General features: G+C 64.6%; 15 protein-coding genes. 5 read left to right on the top strand and 10 right to left on the bottom strand.

Translation table 11 applies throughout. The features are described from left to right. Positions 1-170: 170 nt before the first annotated feature. Both ACFY68_RS11810 and ACFY68_RS11805 read right to left on the bottom strand, forming a co-directional pair. Positions 171-434, bottom strand: a complete 264-nt coding sequence (locus ACFY68_RS11810; RefSeq protein ID WP_346612362.1) for a hypothetical protein — start codon at positions 432-434, stop codon at positions 171-173. A 93-nt stretch (positions 435-527) separates the two neighbouring features. Next, positions 528-1,448, bottom strand: coding sequence for a LysR family transcriptional regulator (locus ACFY68_RS11805; protein ID WP_387527135.1), 921 nt, complete (start codon positions 1,446-1,448; stop codon positions 528-530). Positions 1,449-1,571: 123 nt separating this feature from the next. Here ACFY68_RS11805 and ACFY68_RS11800 point away from each other — a divergent pair, with 123 nt between their 5' ends. Both ACFY68_RS11800 and ACFY68_RS11795 read left to right on the top strand, forming a co-directional pair. Beyond that, positions 1,572-2,306: an SDR family NAD(P)-dependent oxidoreductase gene (locus ACFY68_RS11800; protein WP_387527132.1), complete on the top strand. Its 735-nt coding sequence runs from the start codon at positions 1,572-1,574 to the stop codon at positions 2,304-2,306. Positions 2,307-2,324: 18 nt separating this feature from the next. After that, positions 2,325-2,531 carry a 4-oxalocrotonate tautomerase family protein gene (locus ACFY68_RS11795; protein WP_387527129.1) on the top strand — a complete coding sequence of 69 codons (207 nt, stop codon included), beginning with the start codon at positions 2,325-2,327 and terminating at the stop codon, positions 2,529-2,531. Positions 2,532-2,555: 24 nt separating this feature from the next. Here the strand turns inward: ACFY68_RS11795 and ACFY68_RS11790 are convergent, their stop codons facing one another. Continuing rightward, positions 2,556-3,437 carry a LysR family transcriptional regulator gene (locus tag ACFY68_RS11790; RefSeq protein ID WP_387527126.1) on the bottom strand — a complete coding sequence of 294 codons (882 nt, stop codon included), beginning with the start codon at positions 3,435-3,437 and terminating at the stop codon, positions 2,556-2,558. Positions 3,438-3,606: 169 nt separating this feature from the next. On the opposite strand from ACFY68_RS11790, the gene argC reads away from it, so the two are divergent. After that, complete coding sequence (gene argC, locus ACFY68_RS11785; protein ID WP_387527123.1) at positions 3,607-4,548, top strand: N-acetyl-gamma-glutamyl-phosphate reductase; 942 nt, start codon at positions 3,607-3,609, stop codon at positions 4,546-4,548. An 81-nt stretch (positions 4,549-4,629) separates the two neighbouring features. Continuing rightward, positions 4,630-5,316 (top strand): GNAT family N-acetyltransferase, encoded by a 687-nt coding sequence (locus ACFY68_RS11780; RefSeq protein ID WP_346612359.1) that lies wholly within the window; start codon positions 4,630-4,632, stop codon positions 5,314-5,316. 111 nt (positions 5,317-5,427) lie between these two features. Here ACFY68_RS11780 and ACFY68_RS11775 read toward each other — a convergent pair whose 3' ends face one another. Genes ACFY68_RS11775 through ACFY68_RS11755 form a run of 5 tightly spaced genes read right to left on the bottom strand, consistent with a single transcriptional unit; the run spans position 5,428 to position 9,861 of the window. Next, on the bottom strand, positions 5,428-6,183 hold the full coding sequence (locus ACFY68_RS11775) for an ABC transporter permease (RefSeq protein WP_387527120.1): 756 nt from the start codon (positions 6,181-6,183) through the stop codon (positions 5,428-5,430). Further along, positions 6,183-7,388 carry an ABC transporter substrate-binding protein gene (locus tag ACFY68_RS11770; protein ID WP_387527117.1) on the bottom strand — a complete coding sequence of 402 codons (1,206 nt, stop codon included), beginning with the start codon at positions 7,386-7,388 and terminating at the stop codon, positions 6,183-6,185. Before ACFY68_RS11770 ends, ACFY68_RS11775 begins: the two co-directional genes overlap by 1 nt. Next, positions 7,375-8,196, bottom strand: a complete 822-nt coding sequence (locus ACFY68_RS11765; RefSeq protein ID WP_387527114.1) for an ABC transporter ATP-binding protein — start codon at positions 8,194-8,196, stop codon at positions 7,375-7,377. The genes ACFY68_RS11770 and ACFY68_RS11765 overlap by 14 nt, the downstream gene beginning before the upstream one ends. After that, positions 8,193-9,257 (bottom strand): acyl-CoA dehydrogenase family protein, encoded by a 1,065-nt coding sequence (locus tag ACFY68_RS11760; RefSeq protein WP_387527111.1) that lies wholly within the window; start codon positions 9,255-9,257, stop codon positions 8,193-8,195. The genes ACFY68_RS11765 and ACFY68_RS11760 overlap by 4 nt, the downstream gene beginning before the upstream one ends. A 46-nt stretch (positions 9,258-9,303) precedes the next feature. Further along, positions 9,304-9,861, bottom strand: a complete 558-nt coding sequence (locus tag ACFY68_RS11755) for a carboxymuconolactone decarboxylase family protein (protein WP_387527108.1) — start codon at positions 9,859-9,861, stop codon at positions 9,304-9,306. Positions 9,862-9,963: 102 nt separating this feature from the next. On the opposite strand from ACFY68_RS11755, the gene ACFY68_RS11750 reads away from it, so the two are divergent. Beyond that, on the top strand, positions 9,964-10,875 hold the full coding sequence (locus ACFY68_RS11750; RefSeq protein ID WP_387527106.1) for an AraC family transcriptional regulator: 912 nt from the start codon (positions 9,964-9,966) through the stop codon (positions 10,873-10,875). Between the two features lie 24 nt (positions 10,876-10,899). Here ACFY68_RS11750 and ACFY68_RS11745 read toward each other — a convergent pair whose 3' ends face one another. Together ACFY68_RS11745 and ACFY68_RS11740 are read right to left on the bottom strand one after the other, a co-directional pair. Continuing rightward, positions 10,900-11,418: an Rrf2 family transcriptional regulator gene (locus ACFY68_RS11745; RefSeq protein WP_346612352.1), complete on the bottom strand. Its 519-nt coding sequence runs from the start codon at positions 11,416-11,418 to the stop codon at positions 10,900-10,902. 284 nt (positions 11,419-11,702) lie between these two features. Continuing rightward, positions 11,703-13,028: an ammonium transporter gene (locus ACFY68_RS11740; RefSeq protein WP_387527103.1), complete on the bottom strand. Its 1,326-nt coding sequence runs from the start codon at positions 13,026-13,028 to the stop codon at positions 11,703-11,705. Positions 13,029-13,035: the final 7 nt, after the last annotated feature.

Raw genomic sequence — 13,035 nt, 5'->3', positions numbered from 1 at the left:
CTATGGCCTATCAGGCCATGGCACGTTGCAACAAATGTGGGAGCGGGCTTGCCCCGCGAAGCGCCGCGCGGGCGGCGCTCGATCTCAAGGGCGCTAAAAATCCCAAGGCAAGCGCTCGATCTACGCCAAACTTCAATAATCAAGGCAAGCGCTCAAACCCTACCCCTCACTCACTTGCTGCGCGCCTTGTTGTAGATAGTCTTGGCTTGGTCCGCCGAAGCCTGGCACTTGGTCATGTCGCCGGCCTTCTGGGCATCCTTGGCGTTTTGCAGATGCACCTTGAAGTCATGGGCCATGCCACCATGCATCGCCTGGCCACTGGCCTTATGGAAGTCCTCCAGTTCCTTGATCTTGGCTTCACAGTTGCTCGCCGGGTCCGCATGGGCCGCAAAACTCAATACAGAAGCAATCACCAGCAGTGCAATGGATTTCATGGAGCGTTCTCCTGGGAAATCGGAAGGTTCATCGAGAGACATTGGCTCGACGCAGCCAACAGCATAGTAGGCCAAACGCCCCGACGCCTCTGCTCAGGCCGATGATCGTGCCCCCTCGGCGAACAGGAAGTCGATGAACACCCGCACCCGCTGCGGCATGTGTCGAGACTGTGGATAGATCAGCGTGAACGGCCGCGAGGTGCCGCCGTATTCAGCCAGCACCTCAACCAGCTCGCCGCTGGCCAGCGCGTCCTGCACGGAGAAACGGTAAGCCTGCATCAGGCCGCCGCCATGGCGCACCAGCGTCGCAGTGGCGAGGAAGTCGCCCAGGCAGGTCAAGCCCCCTTGGGTCTCGACTTCCAGTTCACGGCCATCCAACCGAAAACTCCACGCCGGGCGGCGGCCCGTGCTGGCCAGTTCGAACTGAATGCACTCATAACGTGCAAGATCTTCCGGCAGCACAGGGGTGCCCCAGCGTGCCAGGTAGGCGGGGGTAGCCACCACCACCAACTCGGCATCCTCCAGGCGTCGTGCCACCAGGCGCGAGTCAGCAGGCTCGCGGCCGCGAATGGCTAGATCAAAGTGTTCTTCGGCGAAGTCGACGTTGCGATTACTGACATGCACGTCCACCTGCACCTGCGGATAAAGCTGGCGAAAACGCGGCAGCAGTGGCAACAGCCGGTGGTGGGCATAGGGCGTGGGCGCACTGATGCGCAAGCGACCACTGGGGGCCGACTGCCCACCGGTTACCTGGCGTTCGGCCTCGACCAGTTGCCCAAGCGCTTGACGACACTGCTGGTAATACGCCTGCCCCGCCTCGGAAAGGCGCATCTGCCGGGTGGTGCGTACGAACAGGCGAACGCCCAGGCGCTCTTCGAGGCGCGCCACGCTGCGGCTTACCGCAGCAGGGGTAACGCCCGCCTGGGTGGCAGCGGCGGTGAAGCTGCCAAAATCTGCGGCCAGGCAGAATAGCTCCAGGCTGCCCAGTTGCAGGTCATCGAAATGACGGGTCATGATCGCCCTATTGATTACATGGTGTATGAATTCAAATGCCATCCGGCACATTTTTCAAGCGAGCGTTGCCGCCTACAGTGGCCTCCACAACGAGCCATCGGCTCACCTTCTGGAGACGCAAGCATGAACCAACCAAGAACCGTCATCATCACCGGGGCCTCCAGCGGCCTGGGCTACGCGCTAGCCGAGGCCTTTCTCAAACGTGGCGACAACGTGGTCGGCAACGCCCGCAGTCAGGCACGTCTTGACCAGGCAATCGCCCGCTTGGGCCAACCCCAGCGCTTTATTGGCGTTGCCGGTGACATCGGCGAGGCCGCTACCGCACGGCGGTTGCTTGCGGCAGCCATTGAGACTTTCGGTGGCGTCGACATCCTGATCAACAATGCTGGGATCTTCATCCCCAAACCGGTCACCGAATACACCGAGGCCGATGTCGACGCACTGGTCGGCACCAACCTCAAGGGCTTCTTCTACCCGGCGCAGGCTGCAGCACGAATCATGACCGAGCAGGGCCACGGCCACATCATCGCGATCACCGCGTCCGTTGCCTTGCAACCGGACACTCGGGTGCCTGCGTTGTTGCCGGTGCTGGTCAAGGGTGGGCTGAACCAGGCGGTCAAAGGCTTGGCGCTGGAACTGGCGGCCAGCGGTGTGCAGGTCAATGCGGTGGCGCCGGGGATCATCGATACACCGCTGCACAGCGGCAACGTCGAAGGGCTAAGCGCGCTGTCGCCGAGTGGCCGCACCGGCGTGCCGCAGGATGTGGTGGATGCCGTGCTGTACCTGACCGACGCACGCTTCGTCAGTGGCGTCATCCTCCCGGTAGACGGCGGCAGCACCGCCGGCACCTGGCACTGAGCAGAGGAGTGAGCAGACATGCCTTATGTCCATATTCGCGTAACCGATGAAGGCGTCAGCGCCGAGCACAAGCGCCGGTTGATCGAAGGCACGACGCAGTTGCTGCAACAGGTGCTGGGTAAGCCGCCAGCCAGTACCTTCGTGGTGATCGAGGAGGTGCCGACGGATAACTGGGGGGTTGGCGGCGAGACAGTGACGGTGGTGAGGCAGCGAGAGCGCGGCTGAGGGCAGGGCTGCTGCGCAGCCTTGTTACTGCCGCAACCGCTCAAGTGCCTCTAGCACAAACCCGGTCGCCCGCTCGGGCGGCCCTTCCCTGCAGGCGATCCCCAGCTGCCGCCACAACCCCGGCCGCAGCGGCCGGCGGGCGATACGCCGGTCCAGTTCGGCCACTTCGCCCTCCTGGGGCAGCAAGGTGGCGCCATACCCGGCGCCCACCAGGCTCTTGATCGCATCGTTGTAGTTCAGCTCGATCCGCGGCTCGGGGTACAGCCCGGCGGCGGCGAACCATTCACCGGTCACCCGCGACAGTTGCGTGCTGCTGTCATTGAGGATCAGCGCCCGCTGCCCCAGCCAGGCCGGTGTGACCCTGGCCGGCGGCTGCCAGTCGGCCGGCACGTAGGCGAGGATGGGGTCGCGCCGCCACGGGGTGACCCTGACGCCCTTGCCTGCCACCTGCGGCAAAGCCACCAGGCCGATGTCCAGCGCGCCTTCACGCAACCGCGCCCGGGACGCCTGCGACGTCAGCACCTGCACCTGCACATCGATGCCGGGGTGCGCTGTGCGCAAGTGTTCCAGTGCCTTGGGCAACAGATGCGCAATGGCACCGGTGGAGGCGCCAAGGCGCACCCGCCCGGTCAGGCCTTCGACATGCCGGCGCACTTCGTCCAGGGCCAGGTCGGCATCGGCCAGCAGGCGCCGGGCACGCGCCAGCAGGGTTTCGCCGATGGCCGTCGGCCGTACCTGGTTGCGGTTGCGGGTAAGCAGCGGCGCACCGACACGCGCCTCCAACTCAGCCACGTGCAGGCTGATGGTCGGGGGCGCCAGGTTGAGCTGGCGGGCGGCCTCGGCGAACGAGCCCAGGTCGGTGATGACCACCAGGGTACGGAGGCGATCGAGGCTGATTTCGCGCATGGCATCGGTCCTGTTGTAGCAGCTGCGGCCTCTGCGCGGGTACTGCGCAGGGGCAAGGCACCGACAACTGTAATTCAGAATTAATGAATATCGCAGTCATGATATTCAAATTTCCTTTACCACCGCCAGAGGCGACCATGGTTCATCTCCTCCTGACCGGACCCTGACCATGCACACCCCTGTTGTCTTCATCGATGGCGACCAAGGCACCACCGGCCTGCAGATCCATGCCCGCCTGCACGGCCGCGACGACCTGCACCTGCTGACCCTGCCCGAAGCCGAACGCAAAGACCCTCAGCGCCGCCGCGAGGCGATCAACAGCGCCGACATCGCCCTGCTCTGCCTGCCCGACGCCGCCGCCCGCGATGCCGTAGCGGCCATCCACAACCCGGCGGTTCGGGTGATCGATGCCAGCTCGGCGCACCGCACCACGCCCGGTTGGGTGTATGGGCTACCGGAGCTGAACGAGCAGCAGCCCGAGCGTATCGCCCAGGCCAAGCGCGTCAGCAACCCCGGCTGTTACCCGACCGGCGCCATCGCGCTGCTGCGCCCGCTGGTCCAGGCCGGCCTGCTGCCGGCCGACTACCCGCTGAGCATCCATGCCATTTCCGGTTATTCCGGGGGTGGCCGCGCGGCGGTCGAGCAGCATGAACAGCCCGGCGCGGAACAGGCACCCACCCTGCAGATGTACGGGCTGGAGCTGGCGCACAAGCATGTGCCGGAAATCCAGCTGCACGCTGGCCTGTCGGCACGGCCGGTGTTCCTGCCCGGTTATGCAGCGTATCGCCAGGGCATCGTCCTGAGCATCCCGCTGCAACTGCGCCTGCTGCCTGGCCAGGCCACCGCCGAACAGCTGCAGGCGTGCCTTGAACGGCACTACCAGGGCGCCCGCCACGTGCAGGTCGCACCGCTGCACCAGCACGGCCCGGCCACGCCGCTCGACCCCGAGGCGCTGAACGACAGCAACGACCTGCGCCTGGCCCTGTACGCAAACGCGGAGCACGGCCAAGTGCTGCTGACGGCCGTGTTCGACAACCTGGGCAAGGGCGCCTCGGGCGCGGCGGTGCAAAACCTCGACTTGATGCTTGCGGCCATGCACGCACAAGGCTGACACGGCAAAAAGGGTTTAGACTGTGCACCCCGCGCCAATCCGGCGCGGGATGATCAAACCGCAGCCGGAGCCCGTCCACCGATGTTCATCCTGAGCCGCCTCGACAGCGTGCCGCCCGAATCCTTCCAGAACCAGATCCGCGAACTGGTGATCCACCACGTCGGCGAACTGAGCAGTGTCGCCATTCGTGCCGAAAACCCGTTGTACCCGCTGTATCAGTACGGTGTCGGCATGGAGGTCCACCAATACCTGCAGGCCATGGACGGCACGCGCGGCCTGGCCGTGGAGCTGACCCTGGCCCTGGACGCCGATGCGCCGGACCAGATGCTGGGTTTTGCGTTGACCTTGCCCGCCCAGGACAACGACCAGGCTTGCGCAGTGGCGTTTCTGGCCGTGGTCGCGGACCACCGCCGCCAGGGCATCGCCCGCGCATTGCTGGGTGACGTGCAGGCGCGTTTTGCCAGTGTCGAGCTGAATGCCTTTGCCCACCAGGTGCCCTGGTTCGAAGCGATGGGCATGCAGGTGGTGGCGGCCAGCGGGCCACAGGTGCTGATGAGCAGCACCGGCCAGGCCAGCGCTGCGCTGATCGGCCGGCTGGACATTGCGCCGATCTACCAGACCACCGAAGTGCATCAGATTCACACCTACCTGCTCAACCAGCAGGGTGAGGATGCAATGATCGAGGCCGAGCAGCAGCGCGATGAGTGGCTGGATGAGTTGGCAGAATCGGCGCGCGACTGCGTGCGCCAGCGCAAGACCGTGCATTGACCTGACGGCCTCATCGCCGGCAAGCCGGCTCCCACAGGTAAGCCACAAGTCCAGAATGCTGTGGGGCAACTGTGGGAGCCGGCTTGCCGGCGATGAGGCCACACTGGCCCTTCAGGCATGCACCCAGCGCCGATGCAGGCCACGCGCCAGCGCATCGAGCATGAACCCCAGCACCCCTATCAGCAGCACCATGGCCATCAGCTCCGAGTAAGCCAGCCGGTCACGGGTATCGAGAATGAAATACCCAAGCCCGGCACTCACACCAAGCATTTCGCACGGCACCAGCACGATCCACAGAATGCCGATGGCCAGGCGCACGCCGGTCAGCACATGGCCGATCACCCCGGGGATGATCACCTTGCACAAGGTTTCCCAGCGCGTGGCACTCAGGCTACGGCTCAACTGCAACCAGCGCGGGTCGAGCTGGCGCACGCCTGCGGCGGTGTTGAGCAGGATCGGCCACAACGCCGCAAACGCCAGCAGGAAGTAGATCGGCTGGTCGCCCACGCCCATCAGCATCACCACCACCGGCATCCACGACAACGGTGAGATCATCCGCAAAAACTGGAATGCCGGCGTGGTAGCTGCCTCCAGGTGCCGGTAGCTGCCCACCAGCAGGCCCAGCGGCACACCGATCAGCAACGCCAGCAACAGGCCGACAAGAATACGCTTGAGGCTGACCCAGACGTGCCCGTAGACCTCGCCTTCGCCCAGCAACGCGACCAGGCTGGCCAGTGTCGCCTGGGGCGAAAAGCGCGCCGACAGGCCATCGGCCTCGCCGAACAACCGCACCCCGGCCCACCACAGCAGCAGCAACCCCAGCAGCCCGGCCAAGCCAAGGCCGGCATGTACAACATGTTTGCGCATCAGACCGCGAACTCCTCACTACGCTCGAAGTTGTCGGCAATGCCGAACACCGACGGGCCGCCTACGGCGGCGATGGCATTGCGCACGAAGCGGTCGTCGACCAGGTCGCGCGCGGTCTGCGCCGGGTCCAGGCCGGCAAGGAAACCGCTCTCCCCTTCGATCAGGGTGCCTTTCAGGCGCTTGACCAGTTCCTCGGTGTAGCTGGGGAACGGGTACGGCTGGAAGTCGATGCGCTTCTCGTCCCACTGCTGGTGCTGGATGGCCCCGCTGGCGATGTAGGCGGCGCGGTCCTCGGCGGCCGGGGCCAGCACCTTGGCCAGCACCGCAGGCTCGTGTGGTGTGTACTTGTTGGGGCCGGCCTTGGACAGCAGCGCTGCGGCTTCGGCGCGGTGGTCGCGGGTCCAGTGCTGGGCCTTGACGATGGCGTTGATGACCTTCTGCGACCACTCGGGGCGGTTGTTCAAGTCGTGCTCGTGCATGAACACCACGCAACAGGCGTGGTTGCGCCACACGTCACCGGTGAAGCGCTGCACACGGCCGACCTTGAGGTTTTCGGCCAGGGCGTTGAACGGCTCGGCGACGATGTAGCCGGCAATGCGCTTGCTGGCCAGGGCCGGCGGCATGTCCGACGGTGGCAGCACCAGCAGGTTGACCTCGTTGGCGGCCAATTGGGCGTTGGCGGGCCTGGACACCGGCGTCAGGCCGTTGTCGTTGAGCATCTGCTGCAGCACCACGTTGTGGATCGAGTACCAGAACGGGATGGCCACGGTCTTGCCGCCCAGCTGCTTCATGTCGGTGATGTCCGGGGCCACGGTCAGGCCCGAGCCACCCACGTGGTTCCACGCCACCACCTTGGCTGGCACCTTGCTGGCGTAGCGCGCCCACACCGTCATTGGCGACAGCAAGTGGATCACATTGACCTGGCCAGAGATGAACGCCTCGATCACCTGCGCCCAGCTGCGCAGTAGCACCGGGCGCTCGGCCTTGATGCCTTCGGCATCGAACAGGCCGTTGTTGTGCGCCACCAGCAATGGCGTGGCGTCGGTGATCGGCAGGTAGCCGATGCGCACCGGCGCGTCCGGCTCGGCGGCTGCGCGCGCCTGCAGGCTGGCCAGCAGCGGCACGGCACCGGCGGCGGTGAGCATGGCGCTGAGCTTGAGGAAGTCGCGACGCGACGAAGAGGAACAGCAGTCATCCATGCACATGGACAGCCTCCGAGGGCAATGAGGGAGATGAAGGTTGGGCTGTGCGGCTTGCCCGCCGAAGGGTTTTGACGATGTCGATACGCAGCGCGCCCAACGCTTCGACCCGGTGCGTGCGCGGTTGCGGCAGGTCGATGTGCCATTGGCCGAGAACATGCGCTGGGTGGTCGCCCAGTAGCAGGACCCGGTCGGACAACAGCAAGGCTTCATCGATATCGTGGGTAATCAGCACCGCAGCGGTCTTGTGCGTGGCGATCAATTGCAGCAGCAGTTGCTGCATGTCGGCACGGGTTACCTCATCCAGCGCACCGAAGGGTTCATCCAGCAGCAAGACTTCGGGCTGGCGGGCCAGGCAACGGGCCAACGCAGTGCGCTGGGCCATGCCGCCCGACAACTGCGCCGGGTAGTGACTGCGCGCATGGGCCAGGCCTACAGCGGCGATCGCATGGTCGATGCGCGCACGGCGCTCGGCGGCGGCCAGTTTGGGCTGGCGGGCGAAATCCAGGCCAAAGGCGACGTTCTTTTCCAGGCTCAGCCACGGCAGCAGGCTCGGGTCCTGGAAGGCCACCGCCAGACGCGGGTGCGGGCCCTGCAGCGGTTCGCCGTGCAGGCTCACGCTGCCGCCACGCGGCTGCTGCAACCCGGCCAGCACGCGCAGCAGGCTGGATTTGCCGACACCACTGGGGCCGAGGATGGTCACCACCTCCCCCGGCGCCAGCTGCAGGTCGAAGCGCGCCAGCACCTGCTGCCAGCCGCCATCGCGCGGGTAGCCCAGGCTGATCTCCCGGGCTTCGAGCAACACTTGGCTCATGCGTTGGCCGCCTGGCGGTGCAATTCGGCGCGCAGCTGCACCAGGCTCGGGGTCACGATCGGCACGAATGCCGACTCCCGCCAGCGGCGGGCGAAACCTTGGCCGTATTCGCTCAGGTAAGCCTTGCCACCGCTGGCCTGCAGTTCCAGCTGCACCGCGTCGGCGGCGCTTTCGGCCAGGGTGATGCGCAGTTTGAACAGCGCTGCCGGTTGGCTCAGGAAGCGCCCTTCGAGCAGGCCTTGCTTGAGCTCGGCCACGGTGTTTTCCAGGCGCTCCTTGAGCACCTGGCGGGCTTCTTCAAGGAACGAGATGCGGCCGTTCATGTGCGCCTGCACTTCATCCAGCGCACGCCGCGCCAGGCCGATGGCCATACCGCACTGCAATCCAAGGAATGCCGGGCGCACCGCTGGCAGGAACTCGCGGGCGTTGTCGTGCAGCAGCCACTCGCGCTTCAGTTCGACCTGATGGAACGCCAGGGCAGCCGTATTGCTCGATTGCAGGCCCATCAGCTGCAAGTCGTCGGAGCGTTCCAGGCCCTGGGCATCGGATGGGATCGCCAGCACGAACGGCGCGCCGCCTGCATCGTCTTCAATGGCTGCAGCCACCACGAAACCGCTCTTGCGCAGGTTGGTCACCCAGTGCAGGCGGCCGTCGAGGGCCCAGCCGTCGGCCTGCGGGCGGCCGCGCACTTGCAACGCTTCGATACCGGAAAGGAACTTCATGGCATTGGAAAGCCCCGTGGCACCGGCCAGTTCCCCGGTCAACAAGCCGGGCAACAGGCGCTCACGCAGCCCCTGGTTCGGGCTTTGCAGCAGGTATTCGATGAAGGCGCGCTGGCCCCAGCTGACGAAGGCTGCGGCCAGTGAACGGCGGGCGATGGCGGCAATGGCTTCGACCGCGTGGGTCACGGCGCCGCCGCTGCCGCCCAGCGCCGGGTCGACACCGACGCGCAGCAGCTGCGATTCGGCGATGTGCGCCAGCACCCGATGCGGGTCGCACTTGCCTTGGTCGATTGCTTCGGCATTGGCATCCAGCCACTGCGCAAATCCAGCATCAAGCATATCCCTACTCCTTTTGATAAGCAGGCGCCGCGGCGCCCTGTGCGGATTACGCAGGCTGCCAGCGGTACTTGCTCAGCTCGTCGTTGAGCGGCGTTTGGGCGAACACATTAGCAAAGTTGCACAAGGTTGCGAGGCTGACGCCAAGAATCACTTCCAGGGCGTTGCCCTCGGTGAAACCGGCAGCCCGGAACGCCTGGTAAGTCGCTTCGCTGACATTGCCGCGGGTGGCGATGACCTCACGGGCGAACGCGGCCAGGGTCTCATAGCGGACGTCAGGCAGTTCGCCGCGGGCGCGCAGGGCGTCGACCACTTCCTGCGGCAGCTTGGCCTTGTTCAGCGCCACGGCAGTGTGGCCGGCCACGCAGAAGTCGCAACCGTGCTGGGTAGCAGCAATCAGCTGTACCACTTCACGTTCGGCCAGGGTCAGTTCGGCCTTGCCATTCAGGGCCGAGACGGTCACGTAGGTTTCCAGCGCTGCTGGGGCGTTGGCCAGCACGCCGAGCAGGTTGGGGATGAAACCGGAGTTCTTCTGGGCAGCTTCGAGGAACGGGCGGGCTGCTTCCGGGGCGCTCTGCAGCGTGTGGAGGGTAATGCGCGAGGACATGGAGTGGACTCCTTTGATGGGTGTGCATACAGTCTGTTGGTTATAAGAATTACCCTCCATATTCATCAGTCGCCTTTCCTTGCTCCTGAGTGTTTGCATTAGATGATTTCATCCAGCCATCTTGTCGATTGGTTATTAGAAGGCCTCGAGCTCGACGCCAGCCTGTTCCACGTGGGCCGCTATTGCGGTGGCTGGCACGCCAGCACCCAGGGCATGGGCCGGGCCAGTTTTCACCTGGTGGTACAGGGGCATTGCTGGCTGCACATCGACGGGCAAGCCGAAGCCGTGCGCCTGGAGGCCGGGGATGCGGTGTTTTTGCTGCGTGACCTGGCTTACCGGTTGTCGGGCGACCAGGACCCGGTGAGCGCCTGCGCCCAGCCGCGCCAGGCCATGCAGGCGCTGAATGCCCATGCCAATGACGGCGTGGGCCTGGTGTGCGGGTTCTTCCACTTTCGCCCGGGGCTGTCGTCACTGATTGTCGAGGGCCTGGCCGACTGGATTGTGCTGCGTGCCGACGAGCCCGCCGGGCATGCGGCGCGGGCGCTGTTCGGGCTGATTCTTGAAGAGTGCGAGCGCCTGCCTGCACCGTCGCAAACGTTGTTGGAGCGGCTGACGCACTTGCTGTTCCTGTATGTGCTGCGCCAGCAGGTGCACGCCGGGCAACCACTCGGTGGCCTGGTAGCGCTGGCCCGGCAGCCGGCGTTCGCCGGATTGCTGGCGCAACTGATCGAGCAACCCGGCCAGGCCTGGACACTGGAAACCATGGCCGCGTGCACGGGGCTTTCGCGGTCGGCGTTTTTCAAACGCTTCAACGAACTGGCTGGGCAGTCACCGGGGCAGGTGCTGCTGGCCTTGCGCATGCGCCATGCCTGCCAGTTGCTGCAGGCGGGCAATACCGTGGAGCAGGTGGGCGCGCAGGTGGGGTATCAGTCGGTGGCGGCGTTTACCCGGGCGTTCGCCAAGGCGGTGGGCGTGCAGCCGGGGGCGTACCGTCGCCAGCATGAAGGGCGTTGAGGCCCCGCGGGCGAAACACCCGCCTTACGCCTGACTCGTCGGGATCCGCCGCTCGCCCATCCAGTCATTGACCTGCTGGCCAAACTCCGCCGGTGCCTTGCGCCCGAACCGGCGCGCCAGGTCGAGGATGGTCTGCTGCGCCAGCGCCTCTTCCATACGCTTCTGCGCCCCCAGCATCACGGCGTGAATCGCACAGGTGCCTTCAGTCGCCCAGCCGGGTGGCGAGCCGTCGAACAGCGTGCAGCGCTCGCGGATCTCGCGGCAGTCGAAAATCTTCTTCGGCCCGTCGATGGCGTTGACGATGTCCAGCACGGTGATCTCGTCCGAAGGCCGGGCCAGGCGAAAGCCGCCCCGCACGCCCTCGGTGGCGACCACCAGCTTGGCGCGGGCCAGCTTGGTGAAGACCTTGGCCAGATACTCTTGCGGTACGCCCTGCAGCTCGGCAAGGTCGCGCACGCTGGCATCGCGCGTATCGCCGCGCTCGTCCACGAGGTACAGCAGGCAATGGATGCCGTATTCGACGCCAGCACTGTAGAGCGACATGTCTATCTCCGACCAACTTTGTCGCAAATAATACGCGGCTAGCGTCGGCACTGCAAAACGTCGGCAACCGATAGGCCCAAACCTTCCATGAGTCGTCCCGCGCGTTATATTTCGCAGACTGGCTGAGTGGGATAGTGTGCAAAAAAATATCGGTAAGTTGACGCACATGTACAGAAGCACCTCTACCCCGGCTATGCCGACCTCCCAGGCGTCACTCAGGGACTGCGAGGTCGACTTATCCGGGCCGTTGATGAACGCCACGCCAATGGGGCCGCAGCCCCCTTTTAATGGTTGTACGCCCGCTCGTTATGCTCGCCGAGGTCAAGCCCCATTTCCTCAACCGCGTCATGTGCCCGCAATCCAACGACCGCTTTCAAGGCTCTGAGAATGATCCAGCTCGCGATGAAGCAGTAAGCTGTAGTGAATGCGACCCCTTTGACCTGCGCGATTACCTGGTCAGCCATGCTGACGTTCTCGACCAACCCGCCTAACGCCGGCACACAGAAAACGCCCGTCAACACGGCGCCAATCATGCCGCCGATACCGTGCAAGCCGAATACATCCAGGCTGTCGTCATAGCCCAGGCGCGTCTTGAGCACAGTCACGCTGAGATAACAGAACACGCCGCAAAGCAGGCCGATTGCCAGCGCGCCGCCAACCCCTACATACGCACAGGCTGGGGTAATACCGACCAGGCCGGCCAAGGCGCCACTGGCTAAACCCAGAGCACTCGGCCTACCTACCCTGAGCCACTCGGTAAACATCCAGCCCAGAATACCGGCACACGCACCGAGCTGAGTGTTGAGCATCACGATGCCTGAAAGGCCATTGAGGCCGCCGCCGGAGCCGACGTTGAATCCAAACCAGCCGACCCAGAGCATCGCCGCACCGACCATAGTGAGGCTCAGGTTATGTGCAGGCATTGGAGCGTTTCCGTAGCCTTTGCGTTTGCCAAGTAGCAAACAGGCTGCAAGCGCAGCTACACCGGCATTGATGTGAACCGCAGTACCACCTGCGAAATCCAGCACGCCCCAGTTGTGCATCAAAGCACCTGCTCCGCCCCACACCATGTGGGCCACCGGCGCGTAGACAAGGGTGAACCAGATCGCCATGAACAGCAGCGCCGCCGAGAACTTCATTCGTTCAGCAAAAGCCCCGGCAATCAGCGCCGGAGTGATGATGGCAAAGGTCATTTGAAAGGTGACAAACACCCCTTCCGGAATTTCGCCAACGAGGCTCTCAGCCGTCATGCCTGCCAAAAATGCGCGGTTCAGACCGCCGACAAAGCTATTGAAGCTAACCTCGCCCTCAACCATGTTGGTGGTATCGACCACCATGCTGTAGCCGTAAATCACCCACAACACCCCTACCAGTCCGGCGATACCGAAACATTGGGTGAACAGTGACAGCATGTTCTTGGCTCGCACGAGACCGCCGTAAAACAGCGCAAGGCCTGGCAAACACATGAACAGCACCAGAACCGCCGCCGTTACCATCCAGGCGGTGCTGCCGGTGTTCAATGCAGGGGCATCAGCCGCCTGTGCCAGCGGTATACATGCACTGAGCGCGAGTAACGCAAGACGTGATTTGCCGGGTAGACGATTAACCATTGAGGAA

This window comes from Pseudomonas sp. NPDC012596 (assembly GCF_042902325.1).
Lineage (GTDB): Bacteria > Pseudomonadota > Gammaproteobacteria > Pseudomonadales > Pseudomonadaceae > Aquipseudomonas.
The sequence above is the reverse complement of the archived record's forward strand: the minus strand, read 5'-3'. Positions and strand labels throughout refer to the sequence as shown.